Raw genomic sequence first — 14833 nt, 5'->3', positions numbered from 1 at the left:
CTCATCAGGCACCGTCGGCCGCGTCCGATGCCCCTGGCACACGGTGCCGCGGAGTACTCACGTCAGCTCGCTGAAGGAAGTGACAGGTCATGTCCGCACCAGCGCCGTCCCCGCTGGCCATCGCCGACGCCGAGCCCCTGCCCCGGCAGGACGAGGTCCTCACCGACGCGGCCCTCGCCTTCGTGGCCGAGCTGCACCGGCGGTTCACGCCGCGGCGTGACGAGCTGCTCGCCCGCCGCGCGGAGCGCCGCGCCGAGATCGCCCGGACCTCGACGCTCGACTTCCTCCCGGAGACCGCCGCGATCCGCGCGGACGACTCCTGGAAGGTGGCCCCCTCACCGGACGCCCTGAACGACCGCCGTGTCGAGATCACCGGCCCCACCGACCGCAAGATGACGATCAACGCCCTCAACTCGGGAGCCAAGGTGTGGCTCGCGGACTTCGAGGACGCCTCCGCACCGACCTGGGAGAACGTGGTCCTCGGCCAGGTGAACATGGCCGACGCCTACACCCGGAACATCGACTTCACCGATGAGCGCACCGGCAAGTCGTACGCCCTCCGGCCGAACGAGGAGCTGGCGACCGTCGTCATGCGCCCGCGCGGCTGGCACCTGGACGAGCGCCACCTCGTCGACGCCGACGGCACCCCCGTCCCGGGCGCGCTCGTGGACTTCGGCCTGTACTTCTTCCACAACGCCCAGCGCCTGCTGGACCTCGGCAAGGGCCCCTACTTCTACCTCCCGAAGACGGAGTCGTACCTGGAGGCCCGCCTCTGGAACGACGTGTTCGTCTTCGCGCAGGACTACGTGGGCATCCCGCAGGGCACGGTCCGCGCCACCGTACTCATCGAGACGATCACCGCCGCGTACGAGATGGAGGAGATCCTCTACGAACTCCGCGACCACGCCTCGGGGCTGAACGCGGGCCGCTGGGACTACCTCTTCTCCATCGTCAAGAACTTCCGTGACGGGGGCGCCAAGTTCGTCCTCCCGGACCGCAACGCGGTGACGATGACGGCCCCGTTCATGCGGGCGTACACCGAACTCCTCGTCCGTACCTGCCACAAGCGCGGCGCCCACGCCATCGGCGGCATGGCGGCGTTCATCCCGTCCCGCCGGGACGCCGAGGTCAACAAGGTCGCCTTCGAGAAGGTCCGCGCCGACAAGGACCGTGAGGCGAACGACGGCTTCGACGGCTCCTGGGTCGCCCACCCGGACCTGGTCCCGATCGCCATGGAGTCGTTCGACAGGGTGCTCGGCGACAGGCCGAACCAGAAGGACCGTCTGCGTGAGGACGTCGACGTCAAGGCGGCCGACCTGATCGCCGTCGACTCCCTCGACGCCAAGCCGACGTACGCCGGTCTCGTCAACGCCGTCCAGGTCGGCATCCGCTACATCGAGGCCTGGCTGCGCGGCCTCGGCGCGGTCGCGATCTTCAACCTCATGGAGGACGCGGCCACCGCCGAGATCTCCCGCTCCCAGATCTGGCAGTGGATCAACGCGGGCGTCGTCCTCGACAACGGCGAGAAGGTCACCGCCGACCTGGCCCGCAAGGTCGCCGCCGAGGAACTCGGGAACATCAGGGCCGAGATCGGCGAGGAGGCCTTCGCGGCGGGCAACTGGCAGCAGGCCCACGACCTGCTGCTCAAGGTCGCCCTCGACGAGGACTACGCCGACTTCCTGACGCTGCCGGCGTACGAGCAGCTCAAGGGCTGACGCCCGACCGGCTCACCTCTCCGAGTGGCCCAGGGACTTGCCCGGGGCCACTCGGTCGCGTACGGCCCTCTTCACGGCCGTCGGTTCCGGGAAGCCCTGCTCGCGGCGGTCCCACACCACCTCGTCGTTGACACGCACGACGAAGACTCCCCCGGTGCCCGGTTTCAGCGACAGCTCGGTCAGCTCGGTCTCGAAGGTGGTCAGCAGCTCCTGCGCCAGCCAGGCCGCGCGCGGGAGCCAGCGGCACTGGGTGCAGTACTCGATCTGCACGCGCTTGATCTCGGTCAAGGAGGGCTCCGTCATCCCAGGTGCACCGACCAATCCTGTTTCGCCGCCGGCTTGCCGTGCAGGTCGGGGACCCGTTTGAGCCAGTCCGGGCGGCCTCGCTGTGTCCTCGCCGCGCGGAGGGCGTTCTCGGCGGCCAGCTCCTCGCGGCTGGGGAAGTCCGTGGGCAGCCAGGTCGCGGACGCCCTCACCCGTGCGGACAGGAAGGTCACGTACGCCTCACGGGCCTCGCCGGGCGTCGCGAAGCCGGGGTCGTCGGCCAGCCAGGCGTCGGGGACCTCCGACGTCACCTCGCGCAGCAGCTCGTCGGTCACGCGCGGCGCGAGCTCGGCGTCGGCCGCCCGGGTGTCGGGGGTGTAGTGACCCAGGGCGTGGTGGCGGAAGTCGTACGCCTTGTCGGGCGCCGAGGTGTCCCAGCGGTGGTGGAAGACCAGGGCGGCACCGTGGTCGATGAGCCACAGGCGTGGGGGCGCGACGCCGAACGTGGGCCACACCATTAGGTTCGAGCTGTGGATCGTGCGGTCCACGTTGGCCGTGAGGGCGTCCAGCCAGATGATCCTGCCCGCCTCCAGCGGATCGACCGGGAACCTCTGGGCGACCTCCGGGGTGAAGTCCTCGGCGCCCGGCAGGTAGTCCATGCCGAGGTTGACGCCGGCGCTCGCCCCGTGGAGTTCCCGGACCTCCTGGTGGGGCTCGTGCGCGGCTATCTCCGGGTCGAAGTGGACGAGGACCAGCTCGGGAAAGCGCAGGCCCAGGGCCCGTGCCAGCTCACCGACGATCACCTCGGCGACCAGTGCCTTGCGGCCCTGCGCGGAGCCCGTGAACTTCACGACGTAGGTGCCGAGGTCGTCGGCCTCGACGATTCCGGGGACGGAACCGCCGGTGCGGAGGGGTGCGACGTAGCGGGTGGCGATGACCTTTCTCAGCATGTGCGCCCCTTGCTTCGGGTCTCCGGGATGAAGTGAGCATAGTAACCAGGCGTGACAGCCCGGCTCGGTGGGAGATCAGCACCGATGTCTACTCTGTGTGCGCGTCGGCGGCGGTCGATGGTGTCGTGTGGCCGGCGACGCGGGCACGGGCGATGCCCCATCCGACGAGCGCCGCGGCCACGGCGGTCAGCACGAGGCCGGCGCACGTGACCGCCTCGCGGAACTCCGCGGTCTGACGGGCGCTCCAGCGCGAGGCGGCGATGTCGCCGGTGAAGAGCGCCGCGAGGATGGTGCCGCTGACAGCGATGCCGATCGCGGTGGTGACTTCCCCGGCGGTGTCGACCAGCGCCGCGCCGACGGTGGTGCGGTTCTGCGGGAGGCCGCGCAGCACGTTGGTCCCGGCGACAACGCCGACCACGCGCGTGCCGGCGGCGCCGAGCACGAGCGCGGTGGCGACCCACGGGTACCCGAAGCGGCCCAGCAGCCCGTAGACGGCCAGTCCGCACACGACCGCTCCGGCGCTGAGCCAGGCGGCCTTGTCGAGACCGACACGTTTGACGAGGGGACCGATGACCGCGCCGCCGACGATGAGAACCACGACCTGCGGCAGCATCCCGATGGCCGCCTGCGCCGGTGTCCAGCCCCAGTCGAGCTGCAGTTGCAGCGTCACCAGGTAGCCGAGGCCGGCGGTCGCCAGCCCGGCCGCCCCCTTGAACGCCAGGCCGCTCGACACGAGGGGGCGGGCAACGAGCTCGATGTCGAGGAGCGGGTAGCGGGTCGACCGCTCGCGGGCCACGAAGAGGACCCCCATCACGAGGGCGCCCGCCGTGGCCGGCCACGGGACGTACGACCCGGCGCCCACCTCGACGAACAACGTCGGCGCGACCAGCGCAAGCACGATCGTCGCCGTGCCGAGCAGAGCGCCCGCGGTGTCGTACGGGTCGCGGTGCAGGTCGTCCGCCTGGTCAGCGGGGATGCCGCGCCGGATGCCGGCGAACGCGAGCGCGGCGATCGGCGCGTTCACCAGCAGCAGGACCTGCCACGGGGCAAAGGCGAGTACGAAGCCACCTGCCGTGGGCCCGACCGCGAGCCCGGCCAGACCCACCGTCGATATGAGGGTGGTCGCGCGGACGCGGAGCCCGTCGTCATCGAACAGACGGAAGGCCAGGGCGAGTGAGCCCGGTGTCGTCATCGCGGCCGCCAGGCCCATCACCGACCGGACCGCGATGAGCTGCTCCGCCGTGGTGACGAACGCGGTGGTCAGACTCGTCACGCCGAGCAGCACCAGCCCGGTCAGCATGATCCTGCGTCGGCCGACCCGGTCGGCCAGCGCGCCGAGGGCCGGCATGAGCCCGCCGAACACGACGGCGTACGCGCTGGTGACCCACTGCAGCGCGGTCGTCGACGCCGACAACTCGCGCCCCATGGTGGGCAACGCGACGTTGAGGATCGAGTTGTCGAGCATCTCGAACAGGAACACGGCCGCAAGGCCGGCGAGTGCCGCCCACGCTTCTCGGAGGGATCGCGGGGAGGGAGAAGGTTTGGCCGGTGCTGCGGAGTTCTCCACGTTTTCGCGGTGATGACGGGTACTCACTGCCCACTCCTTCGATGTGAAGAAGTGGCGGCTCGTCAGATACCGCGTGTGCGCGTGAGCGGTGACATCTCACGTTTTTACTTCCGGTGGCGTCACCCTACCACGCGGCATGGTGTCGGTTTCTGGTGCCGTTCGGCCCCGTGTCCGGGGCCGGTTGCCGCGCGCTGGGGGTCTGGTCCGATCGCCGTTACGCGGTGGTGCCGGCGGCGCGGTGCCCGCGCGAGCTGCCGGTGCGCTTGCGCTCGCCGCCTCCGGCTGCCGTGCGGACGCCGGTGAGGGTGTAGACCAGCGCGGCGGTGGCCACGATCGCGAGGAGGGCGAGGCCGGCCGCGTACGTCCCGTACTCGCCGTACAGCGAGCCCATCACCAGCGGTGGCAGGAAGCCGCCCAGGCCGCCCGCGGCACCGACCACGCCGGTGACCGAGCCCACCTGGTCGGCCGGGGTCCGCGCGGCCACCAGGGCGAAGGTCGCCCCGCTGCCCGCGCCGAGCGCGGCGGCCATGGCCAGGAAGGCGAGGGTGCCCACCGGCGCCAGGGGGAGGGTGAAGGACTGCGCGACCGCCCCGGCCACGGCCAGCGAGCCGGCCAGCACCCGCACCGGGCCCAGCCGGTCGGACAGCCAGCCGCCCATCGGGCGCATCGCCACCGCCAGGAGCACGAACCCGGCCATCCGGTTCGCGGCGTCGGCCTGGGTCAGGTCGTAGCCGGTCCTGAGGTAGGTGGGCAGGTAGACGGAGAAGGCCACGTACCCGCCGAACGCGACCGCGTACAGCGCGGACGCCTGCCAGGTGATGGGCAGCCGGGCAGTGGCCGCCAGGCGCCGGGCCAGCGGCTCGGTCGGCACCGTGCGGCCGGGGGCGTCACGCAGCAGCAGCGCGGCGGCCACGGCGTACACGGCCAGCACCGCGGCGGTGATCAGGAACGGGGTGGCCATGCTGTTCGCTTCGACCAGCTTCACCGTGGTCAGGGCGCTGATCGCGGTGCCGCCCATGCCGGCGCCGAAGACACCGATGGCGAGGCCGCGCCGCTCGGGCGGGAACCAGGCGTTGACCAGTGGCACGCCGACGGCGAACGCGGTACCGCCGATGCCGAGGAAGAAGCCGCCGACCAGGAGTGCGATGAGCGAGGAGTGCCCGGCCAGGCCGAGGTAGAGCACCGGCACGATGGTGGCCGCCGACACGATCGGGAACATGACCCGGCCGCCGAACCGGTCGGTCAGCGCGCCGACCGGGATCCGGCCGAGCGATCCGACCACGACGGGCACCGCCACCAGCAACGACTGCTCGAACGACGACAGGTCGAGACTGTCCTTGAACCGGGGGCCGAGCGGGCTGAGCAGCGCCCACGCCCAGAAGTTCACAGCGAAACCGACCGTGGCCAGGGCCAGCATCAGCCGCGCCCGGCCGGACACCGGCGCGCCTGACGGTGAACTGCCGCCCTTCGACTTCAACGGCTGGACCATGTTGTCCGTCCCTTTCGTCTTGATGGTGGTACTGCGTCACCGGGACCGCACGTGCGTCGCAGGCCCCTTGCCTGCGGAACGGAATCCCGGAACCACTGTCCGCGTCAGGGATCACCGGGGGCATGGGCCATGAGGCCCTGCCGACGGACAGACGGGTCCCCGGGGCCGGGCCCGGCCGTCCCTCCCGTCGTGCGGGGGTAGGGCCGATCGGCCCTACCCCCGCACGGGGACCGCGGCGAGGATGGACTGATGTTCCAGAACGACGCCTTCCGCGCACTCGACCGGCAGGAGTGCCTGCGCCTGCTCGCCAAGGCGCCGGTCGGCCGCGTGGTCTACACCCGGCACGCACTGCCGGCGGTCCTCCCCGTCAACTTCTCCCTGGACACGGACGCCTCCGTCCTGCTGCGCACCTCGCGGGACTCGGATCTCGTCCGTGCCATCGACGGCGTCGTGGTCGCCTTCGAGGCGGACGAGTTCGACGCGGCGACCCGGTCCGGTTGGAGCGTCGTCGTCACCGGGCGGGCCACCGTGGTGACCGACCCCGCCGAGCGGGAGCGGCTCTCGCAGAGCGGCCCCACGTCCTGGATGCCCCTGCGGGACCCGGTGTTCCTGCGGATCGAGTCGGAGATGGTCACCGGACGCGAACTCAGGGGAACGCGCGCCTCGCGGTGAGACAGCCCGCGGCGGGTCGCCATGAGCACCACGCGCTCCGGCGCCGCACCTGCGCGTCCGCGGCGGGTAGCAGCCGGACGACGGGATCCCGGTTCTGCATCGCCGCCCCCCCGGAGGCCGAACCGCCAGGGCCGCGCAGGGACCGCGTGTGCGTACGGAGCGAGAGCGCTGGGCCGGAGCGCGGTGAGTGACCGCGGCGCTCAGTCCGTTCCGCTGTCGGTCGCGGGCGGTGTTGCCGGGCGGGTGACGGGGTGTCCGGGTGCTCGTGGTGTGGTGGCGCCGTCCCGGCCGTAGCCGAGGCGGATCAGCACGTGGGGGTGGCACCGCTTGTGGCGTGGGAGGGCGATCGCGGCTCGCAGGTCGGGCCATTCCATGGCGGCGGAAACCGCGGTCAGCAGGGGCAGGGCGGTCCACACGCCGATGAGCAGGCCGGCCACGGCCAGGTTGGCCGCCGCGATCCGGGCGGCACTCCCTCGTGCGTCGGGGGTCTTCGCGTGCAGCAGGGCGACGGCGAAGTGCTCGTTCCAGATGAGGACGGCGGTGGTGACGGCGCCGAGCAGGAACATGTGCACAGCCATCCACCGCGCCACCGGCAGCGACTCCTGCGCCGCGACCGCCAGCAGGGCAAGGCCCAGCCACCCCACGACCAGGACGTGGGCGCGCAGATGACGGGCCTTCACGCCGGACGCCCCGGGCCTGTTGGGGTACGTGCCGGGCCCACTCCCGTTTCCGGTCCCGGTGGGCCCGGCCGCGATGCCGGTCATGCCGCTCCTTGAGGCTGGTGCGAGCGCTCGCCGCTGTTCTGCTTCGACGCGCTCAGGACGGGGTGTCCAAGCCAGGAGCCCGGCCGGTGACCGGGCCGTACCGTGCGCGGCACCCGTCGCGAGCGACAGCGGCGGGATCGGCCTCGGGGGCGGTCGATGTGGTCGTGCACGGGATACCTCCGGATCGGTCGCCGCCAGCATCCACCTGCGACGGTGGTCGGCGCGGCGGCCGTTGGTCTTCTCCGGGAGGGCCGACAGGCCCTGCTTCGGGACGGGGGCGCCGGCGCGGGACGGGGGCGCCGACGCCGGACGGGCCGTCAGAAGGGCGATCGGTGACGGCGCGCGTGGGTCGCGGGTGTCCTCCTGGGGCCTCACGCGGACGGGAGCCGGATGTCGTCCGTGCGCGCCGCCGCGTGGTCAGGAGGGGTTCGGGGGGCAGGGCACCAGGGCGGCGTCCGCGGTGGCCACCAGGGCGACACCCAGGCCGGTCAGGGCGGCGCCCAGGCCCGTGACCAGTGTCGTGAGGTGCCACGCCTGGTAGGCCGACATCAGCGAGGCGCGCAGGACTGGCCCATGAACGCCGCCTGGCGCAGCTCGGCGAGCTTCTCGTCGTCGCCGCCGGCGGCGTGCAGCTCGGCGCTGATCTCCGCATAGGTGCGGCCGCCCGTGGCGTGGGCGAGGTTGCCCTTGATGAACTCGGCGTAGGCGTGGGCTTCGGGGCCGGTCTCCACGCGGCGCCCGGCGTAGGCGGCGAGTTCGGCGGGCAGCCCGCGCTCGGGGAAGGTGATCTTCTGGGCGGCGAGCTCGGTGCGGATCTCCTTCCTGCCGCTGCGGCCGCGCCACAGCATGACGGGTCCGGCGGCTGCCAGCGCCATGCCGGCCGTCCCGAGCAGGGTTCCGGCTCGGCGGTGCGATCCGTCCATGACGTGTTGTCCTTCTTTCTCATGCCTCGTGTGCTTGCGGGTACTGCGGTGCGCACGCCGGTGGGCGACGTGCGCGCACCGCCGGGGGTCGAGTGGCCGCGGGTCAGCGGTGGCTGAGCCGCAGCCGCCAGGCGTCGGGGCCGCGCTCCAGGTACTCCACGGCGAAGACTCCCGGGCTGCGCTGTTCGATCTGCGCGAGCAGCGGCAACGGGTCGTGCGGGGCGACCAGCACCATCGCGGTACCCGCGGGGACGGCGTCCAGGGCGCCGAAGACGGTGGCGTGGCGCAGGGCGTGCGGAACCTCCCGCACGTCCAGTTCGGGCTCGGCCGGCTCCTCCTCGCCGCCGCAGCCGCACACTCCTCCGCGGCCGCCGGTCTCCTCGATCCGCCCTTCTCGCAGGTCCTGTGCTGCTCGGACTGGGCGCCTTCGTCGCCGTGACCGCCCTGGGTGTCGCCGTTCTCTCCGGAGCGCGCCTGCACCGACGGCTGTGGCTCGCGCTGGACGCCGGAGCTCTGGTGGGGGTGGTGTTCGCGCACTGGCTGATCGGACAGTCGCTCTATGAGCTGAACAAGCTCTGCCCGTACTGCGCCGCCGTCTGGGTCGTCACCATCGCCCTGTTCTGGTACGTCACGGTGCACTGTCTGGAACGGGGGATCGTCCGAGTGCCCCGGGGCGTGCTGTACGTCCTCCGGGACACGCACTGGATGATCCTCGGCGCCTGGTACGGGATCATCGCGCTGCTCGTCCTCACCCGCTTCTGGCCCTACTGGAGCAGCCTGATCTGACCGGCCGGCGCACTCCGCACAAGCCGCGAGGCACCGGCCGGCCCGCGTGCCGGGCGTTCAGGCGGTGAGGTCGACCCCGTACAGGGTGCGTCCGCCGACGAGTTCACGTCCGGTGACCAGTTCGGGTGCGATGCGCACGAAGACCTCCCGCGGTGAGGGCACCCAGGACGCCGGAACGGTGCGGGCCAGGCGTTCGTGCTCGGCGGGGTCGGTCACCACCGTGGCCGTTCCGGTGACGACGACACTCCAGCCCGCGTGCCGGACCGCGTCGACGTCGTCGGCCTCGAAGGCGACCACCGCGCCGTCGACCGCGCGGACCAGTTCCGAGGCCGCAGAGGTGCTCAGCACCACCGCGCCGTCGCCGTCCACGCCGAAGTTCACCGGCAGCACGGCGGGCAGGGCGTGGCGCGTGTAGACGATGCGGCCGACGGGCACGCCGGTCAGCCGCCGCAGGCACTCCTGCCGCCCGAGTTCCTGGAAACCGTCGTTGGGGTACATCAGCAAGCCCGTCTTTCGCCTGGTAGAGCGGTTCTGCGTCCTTCCATACTGAGCCGGGGGAGACCCGGTAGTGAGGGGCCATCGGTCCCGGCCGGGCCGGAGAACGACCCGTGTCACACCCTGCTCGACGGGCCCGCAGGTCCGGCTGCGGCCCGGCATATCCAGCGAAGCCGGACAGTAGGGACCATCGGCCCTACCCGTGCCTCGCCGTTTCCTGTCGTCTCGGACCATGTCCGACATCGACCTCCGGTCCGCGCCTCACCCCATGGAACGCACCGTCGGTGAAGCAACCGTCGTGGAGCTGTGCGGCGAGATCGACATCTTCACCGCGCCGTGCCTCGCAGCCCGGCTGGAGGCCCTGACCGCCGGCCCGTACCCCGATCTGGTGCTGGATCTCCGGTCGACGGCGTTCATCGACTGCGCCGGTCTGGGTGTGCTGTGCCGGGCCCGGAACCGAGTTCTGGCCCGGGGTGCCCGGTTGCGACTGGTCACACACAGCCACAGCTTCCGGCGCGTCCTTCGCGCCGCGGGCCTGGCAGGCGTCTTCGAACTGCACCCCAGCCTGAGCACGGCCCTGGCCCTGGCCCGTGTTCCGAACGCCGTCGCCGCGCCTACCGCCCTGGGCCAGGCGCGCTGAGGGCCAGGCGGGCGGCCGGCAACTCGGCATGACGTTGTCGACCCGCCGCGCGCGGAACGCGCCGCGGGTCCGCGGGGGCTTCGGGGCCTCGGGGCCTCGGGGCCTCGGGGCCGCCTTCGGTGCGGCAGGGCGGCGCGCGGGCCGTGGGCCGTGGTCCACGGTCGGGCGGACAGCCGCTCGACGTGCCGCGGCCCGGGCGGGGCACCGCAGAGCAGCCCCCACCGCGGGAAGCGGCACCAGGTCCCGCTGGGGCCCCCACGGCACGGTGCCGCTGCCCGGGCCGGGGGGCCGTCCGGCCCCGCGCGTTCCGGCGGCGCCTCAGCCCACGGCGAGATCGGGCCGTACCAGGGTCCCCGACCTCCCGTGGACGATCTCGTACGCGGCGTCCAGGGCACCGATGGCGGCCAGTCCCCCGGTGCGTTCGACGAACCGGGCGGCGGCCTCCGTCTTGGGGCCCATGGAGTCGGCGGGGAAGCCCTCGCGGCGCAGGCCGTCGGGGGTGGCGTCGAGGACGGGCCGCGGGTCGCTGGTGCCGTAGCCGGTGTAGACGCACGGGACGTCGGTGAGGATGAGCAGGAAGTCGGCCTTGAGTTCCTCGGCGAGCAGGGCGGCGGTGAGGTCCTTGTCGACGACCGCGTCCACTCCGTGCAGCGCGCCGGTGTCGCGGTCGGCGGTGACGGGCACGCCTCCGCCGCCGGCGCAGATGACCAGCGCTCCGCAGGTCAGCAGATCGTGGATGGTCTCGGTCTCCACGATCCCCTCGGGCGCGGGTGAGGCGACGACCTGGCGCCACCCGCCGCCGTTCCGGGCGATGTGCCAGCCCCGCCTTCGCGCGAGGGTGCGGGCGACGTCCCGGGGGTAGACCGGGCCGACGCGCTTCGTGGGCCGGGCGAAGGCCGGGTCGTCGGCGCGGACCAGGGTGTGGGTGACGAGTGCGGCGATCTTGCGGCCGGGCAGCGTGTCGTGCAGGGCCCGGACCAGCAGCGAGCCGATCAGGCCCTCGGTCTGGGCGCCCAGCAGGTCCAGCGGGCGGGGGGCGGTCAGCACCGGGCCGGCCGCGCTCTCCATGGCGAGCAGGCCGATCTGCGGCTCGTTGCCGTGGGTGACGACGATCTCGTGTTCGAGAGCGAGAGCGGCGACGGCGGTGGTCACCCGGTCGATGTTCGCCTGCCGTACGGCGGCGTCGGGGCGTTCGCCCCGCTGCAGCAGGGCGTTGCCGCCGAGAGCGATGACGATGCGCATGGCGTGAGTCCTCCAGGGGCCGCGAGTACGGCCTTGATGGCGTGCGGCGGTTCGTTCTCCGCCCGGTCGAAGCCGAAGAAGGCGGGTGAAGAAGGCGGGTGAGGAGGAGAAGCCACTTCCCTGCGGTCGGCTCCCCTCCTCATCGAACCTCCGGGCCGGCCCGTGCACAGGGTGCCGAAGGGCCCGGACGCGGTGCCGGGCGGCCCGGTCATGGGGCCGGGTGGCCCATGGCCCGGCACCAGGCACGGGAACACGCTGGACGTGCCAGGTTCGTACGCCCTGATTGGAGGCACGTCATGAACGCTCCCGCCACGGTCGGCATGCTGCAGGCACTCCCGGCCGAGCACCGGCAGCGACTGATGCGCTGCGCCCGGGAGGTGTCGTTCCCCCAGGGCACCCGCCTCTTCGAGGAAGGGGGCCGCGCCGACCGGTTCTGGATCATCCGCACCGGCTCGGTCGACCTCGACATGCGCGTGCCGGGGCAGCGCGCCGCCGTCATCGAGACCCTCGGGCACAACGAGCTCATCGGCTGGTCCTGGCTGTTCGCCCCGTACGCCTGGCACCTGGGCGCCGAGGCGACCAGTCCGGTGCGCGCCTACGAGTTCGACGCCACCGCGATCCGCTCGATGTGCCGGGACGACCCCGCGCTCGGCGCGAGCGTCGCCGAGTGGGTGGGCGGTGTCCTCGCACACCGCCTGCGCTCGGCCCGCACCAGGTTGCTCGACCTGTACGCCCCCTACGGCAGCGGCAGCCTCCTGTGACCGCGGCCACGACTGACAGCACCACAGCCATCAGGGAGGGATGATGCACGGCACTCCGCACATCGTCAGCGATGTGATGACCCACACCGTCGCCGCCATCGGCCGCGGCGCCGCCTTCAAGGAGGTCGCGCGGATGATGCACGACTGGAAGGTCAGCGCCCTGCCCGTCCTGGAGGGCGAGGGCCGTGTCGTCGGCGTCGTGTCCGAGGCCGACCTGCTGCACAAGGAGGAGTTCCGCGACAGCGACCCCGACCGGCACACGCAGCTCCAGCGCCTGACCGACCTCGCGAAGGCCGGCGCCGTGACCGCCGGGGAACTGATGACCTCTCCCGCCCTCACCGTCCGCGCGGACGCCACGCTCGCGCAGGCCGCCCGGACCATGGCGCACGCCAGGGTCAAACGGCTTCCCGTCGTCGACGAACTCGGCATGCTGCAGGGCGTCGTCAGCCGCGCCGACCTGCTCAAGGTGTTCCTGCGCGACGACGAGGACATCGCCGAGGAGGTCCGCCGGGAGGTCGTGGCGTACCTCTTCCCCGCGCCGGCGTCGGCCGTGCGCGTGGCGGTGCGGGAGGGAGTCGTGACGCTCGGCGGCCGCGTCCGGGACACGTCCCTCGTCCCTGTGGCAGCACGTCTGGTCCGGGCCGTCGAGGGGGTCGTGGACGTGGAGTTCGACCTCTCCGAACACACCCGTGCCTCCCAGCCGGCCACGGTCCCCTGGGACCTCGGCGAGAACACCGCGCCGTTGTGACCCGCCCGCTACGGCCGCTCAGGACGAGCCAGTGGGCCGCGTCACGGGGATCAGTTCCCGAAGCGGCGTCCCGCTGCCCCACCGCTCGAGGAGCTCGCCGTCGATGAGCCGGACGTCGTCCCGGCGCCGGGCCCAGTGGGCGTCACAGCGGCTGAAGCCGCCACGGTGCACCACCAGGCGCCACTGAGGGCCCGGCTTCGGCCGTCCCGCCACGCCCGCCCCGCCCGGAGCGGGCGTGTCCTCGTCAGCATCGGCCAGGAGGGTTCGTCATGGTCCGCGGAGGGGGTTGGGCAGGGGCAGGTAGCGGGCGTCCGCGCCGTCCGCGCCCGTCCAGCGCAGCAGCAGGTTCGTCTTGCCGGGGAGGGTGGGCGCGTCCAGCAGGCCGGCCATCTCGGGGATGTCCCGGTGCCGCGCCAGCTCCCGGCGTGCGGCGGGCCAGAGGTCGGCGCCCGGGTGGCGTTCGGCGACGGCTTCCGCGATCTCCATCAGGTTGTTGACCACCAGGCAGTACACCAGGCGCTCCCAGCCCGCGGCGCGCGTCACGTCCCGCAGGAGCTTCACGCCCTCCGCGTCGCGGAACAGGGCCTGGACGGGGGTGCCGTCGGCGTCGACGGCGACCACCGTGTTCTGCAGGTGGGCTTCGAGGACGACGCCGTGGTGCTGGAAGGCGCCGAGCGCCGGCGGGACGACCGCCCGCAGGTACGCCTCCCACCAGGCGCCCGGGTCGGCGGCCCGGTCGAGCGGGTTGCCGTCGAAGTCCTCGGTGAGGGCGGCGGCGAGGAGGGGTGTCGCGCCGGGGGCGAGGTGGGCGCGCAGGCCGTCCCGGACGAGGACGGCGAGTTCCTCGAAGGCGAAGTCGGCGGTCCGGTAGCCGCGGTCGCTCAGCCAGGCTCCCGGCAGCGACGCGAACGCCGTGGTGACGGCCGTGTCGGCGCGGCGCAGCCCGAGCAGGTCGTGGCGCCACAGGCGGCGCACGTCGTTGGTGATGCGCACGTCCAGGCTGAACTTGAGGAAGAGGTCGCCCTCGGGGGCGTACCGGGCGTGCTCGGGCGCGGGCTCGGTGGCGTACACCGTGCGGATCGCCGCGGTGGGCGCGACCTGTCCGGGGGTGCGGCCCAGCCGGACGAGCCGGCCGTCCGCGAAGGCGGGCGCCAGCTCGCGTGCGACGAGGTCCAGTTGCCAGGGGTGGGCGGGCAGCAGGCGATAGCCGCGCGGTGCGGCCCCGTACGCGTCCAGGGCCGCGGTGTCGCCCTCCTCCACGACCGCGTCCTCGCGCACGCCCAGCAGCGCCAGCGGGAAGGCGGCGTACGCCTCGGGCGCGTACGGCAGCCAGGCCGCGACGGGGCCCCCGCCGCGGGCCTTGGGGGCCGGGTGGTAGGGGTGCCCGGTGACGAGGGACTGTTCGGAGCGCAGGTACGGGTCCGCGGGGGCCGTGGCGTGGGCGCGGGCCGTGAGGAGGGCGGCCACCGCGTTCCGGCTGTCGAGCATCTCGGCGGGCAGCTCGGAGTTGGACAGGCCGGTGTGGCGGCGCAGTTCCTCGGCGGTGAGCTTGACCAGTTCGGTGTGGGTGAGGGGGTGCCAGGCGCCGCCCGCGTGGACCTCGGGGGCGGTGGGGCGGCGGCTGCCGCGCACCCGCAGCAGACGCCCGCCGGTCCGCAGCCGGTACACGCCCGGCCCGACGCGCTCGCCCACCTCCCGCAGCAGACAGTTGAGCAGCGGCGCGACGGCGTACGCGTCGGCCGCCGCGGCGACGTCCCTGGGATCCTTGGCGTCCACGGCGTCCATTCGTTCCCTACGGTGCACTGGTGATCAGTATG

General features: G+C 72.9%; 17 protein-coding genes. 6 read left to right on the top strand and 11 right to left on the bottom strand.

Going from position 1 to position 14833, the window contains the following annotated elements:
* The first annotated feature begins 89 nt into the window (after positions 1–89).
* Positions 90–1715, top strand: a complete 1626-nt coding sequence (gene aceB / locus ACZ49J_RS15550) for a malate synthase A (protein ID WP_467453170.1) — start codon at positions 90–92, stop codon at positions 1713–1715.
* Between the two features lie 12 nt (positions 1716–1727).
* On the opposite strand, the gene ACZ49J_RS15545 is transcribed toward aceB, so the two are convergent.
* The 4 genes from ACZ49J_RS15545 to ACZ49J_RS15530 form a co-directional block, all read right to left on the bottom strand.
* Positions 1728–2018 (bottom strand): Rdx family protein, encoded by a 291-nt coding sequence (locus ACZ49J_RS15545; RefSeq protein WP_467453171.1) that lies wholly within the window; start codon positions 2016–2018, stop codon positions 1728–1730.
* Entirely contained in the window at positions 2015–2929 is a 915-nt protein-coding gene (locus ACZ49J_RS15540) for a HipA family kinase (protein ID WP_467453172.1), read from the bottom strand. Before ACZ49J_RS15540 ends, ACZ49J_RS15545 begins: the two co-directional genes overlap by 4 nt.
* Before the next feature lie 88 nt (positions 2930–3017).
* Positions 3018–4409: an MFS transporter gene (locus ACZ49J_RS15535; protein WP_467453173.1), complete on the bottom strand. Its 1392-nt coding sequence runs from the start codon at positions 4407–4409 to the stop codon at positions 3018–3020.
* 301 nt (positions 4410–4710) lie between these two features.
* Positions 4711–5913 carry an MFS transporter gene (locus ACZ49J_RS15530; RefSeq protein ID WP_467453262.1) on the bottom strand — a complete coding sequence of 401 codons (1203 nt, stop codon included), beginning with the start codon at positions 5911–5913 and terminating at the stop codon, positions 4711–4713.
* A gap of 321 nt (positions 5914–6234) precedes the next feature.
* On the opposite strand from ACZ49J_RS15530, the gene ACZ49J_RS15525 reads away from it, so the two are divergent.
* The gene (locus ACZ49J_RS15525) at positions 6235–6657 is read left to right on the top strand and encodes a pyridoxamine 5'-phosphate oxidase family protein (RefSeq protein ID WP_467453174.1); all 423 of its coding nucleotides are present in this window, start codon (positions 6235–6237) and stop codon (positions 6655–6657) included.
* Between the two features lie 200 nt (positions 6658–6857).
* On the opposite strand, the gene ACZ49J_RS15520 is transcribed toward ACZ49J_RS15525, so the two are convergent.
* The 4 genes from ACZ49J_RS15520 to ACZ49J_RS15505 form a co-directional block, all read right to left on the bottom strand.
* On the bottom strand, positions 6858–7421 hold the full coding sequence (locus tag ACZ49J_RS15520; RefSeq protein ID WP_467453175.1) for a hypothetical protein: 564 nt from the start codon (positions 7419–7421) through the stop codon (positions 6858–6860).
* Between the two features lie 417 nt (positions 7422–7838).
* A complete protein-coding gene (locus ACZ49J_RS15515) occupies positions 7839–7970 on the bottom strand; it encodes a hypothetical protein (protein WP_467453176.1) in 132 nt (43 codons plus the stop codon).
* Complete coding sequence (locus ACZ49J_RS15510) at positions 7970–8344, bottom strand: hypothetical protein (RefSeq protein ID WP_467453177.1); 375 nt, start codon at positions 8342–8344, stop codon at positions 7970–7972. Before ACZ49J_RS15510 ends, ACZ49J_RS15515 begins: the two co-directional genes overlap by 1 nt.
* A gap of 103 nt (positions 8345–8447) precedes the next feature.
* On the bottom strand, positions 8448–8702 hold the full coding sequence (locus tag ACZ49J_RS15505; protein WP_467453178.1) for a DUF2249 domain-containing protein: 255 nt from the start codon (positions 8700–8702) through the stop codon (positions 8448–8450).
* A gap of 47 nt (positions 8703–8749) precedes the next feature.
* Between ACZ49J_RS15505 and ACZ49J_RS15500 the strand changes: the two genes are divergently transcribed.
* Positions 8750–9130 (top strand): vitamin K epoxide reductase family protein, encoded by a 381-nt coding sequence (locus tag ACZ49J_RS15500; RefSeq protein ID WP_467453179.1) that lies wholly within the window; start codon positions 8750–8752, stop codon positions 9128–9130.
* A gap of 57 nt (positions 9131–9187) precedes the next feature.
* Here the strand turns inward: ACZ49J_RS15500 and ACZ49J_RS15495 are convergent, their stop codons facing one another.
* Positions 9188–9628: a pyridoxamine 5'-phosphate oxidase family protein gene (locus ACZ49J_RS15495; RefSeq protein ID WP_467453180.1), complete on the bottom strand. Its 441-nt coding sequence runs from the start codon at positions 9626–9628 to the stop codon at positions 9188–9190.
* Between the two features lie 229 nt (positions 9629–9857).
* On the opposite strand from ACZ49J_RS15495, the gene ACZ49J_RS15490 reads away from it, so the two are divergent.
* Positions 9858–10265: an STAS domain-containing protein gene (locus ACZ49J_RS15490; RefSeq protein WP_467453181.1), complete on the top strand. Its 408-nt coding sequence runs from the start codon at positions 9858–9860 to the stop codon at positions 10263–10265.
* Positions 10266–10583: 318 nt separating this feature from the next.
* On the opposite strand, the gene ACZ49J_RS15485 is transcribed toward ACZ49J_RS15490, so the two are convergent.
* Positions 10584–11507 carry a carbamate kinase gene (locus ACZ49J_RS15485; RefSeq protein ID WP_467453182.1) on the bottom strand — a complete coding sequence of 308 codons (924 nt, stop codon included), beginning with the start codon at positions 11505–11507 and terminating at the stop codon, positions 10584–10586.
* A gap of 296 nt (positions 11508–11803) precedes the next feature.
* Between ACZ49J_RS15485 and ACZ49J_RS15480 the strand changes: the two genes are divergently transcribed.
* Both ACZ49J_RS15480 and ACZ49J_RS15475 read left to right on the top strand, forming a co-directional pair.
* Positions 11804–12268 (top strand): Crp/Fnr family transcriptional regulator, encoded by a 465-nt coding sequence (locus ACZ49J_RS15480; protein WP_467453183.1) that lies wholly within the window; start codon positions 11804–11806, stop codon positions 12266–12268.
* A gap of 43 nt (positions 12269–12311) precedes the next feature.
* The gene (locus tag ACZ49J_RS15475; protein WP_467453263.1) at positions 12312–13016 is read left to right on the top strand and encodes a CBS domain-containing protein; all 705 of its coding nucleotides are present in this window, start codon (positions 12312–12314) and stop codon (positions 13014–13016) included.
* Between the two features lie 267 nt (positions 13017–13283).
* Here the strand turns inward: ACZ49J_RS15475 and ACZ49J_RS15470 are convergent, their stop codons facing one another.
* The gene (locus ACZ49J_RS15470; protein ID WP_467453185.1) at positions 13284–14801 is read right to left on the bottom strand and encodes an IucA/IucC family protein; all 1518 of its coding nucleotides are present in this window, start codon (positions 14799–14801) and stop codon (positions 13284–13286) included.
* Between the last annotated feature and the right edge of the window lie 32 nt (positions 14802–14833).

Source organism: Streptomyces sp. NPDC030840, assembly GCF_055572015.1.
The sequence above is the reverse complement of the archived record's forward strand: the minus strand, read 5'-3'. Positions and strand labels throughout refer to the sequence as shown.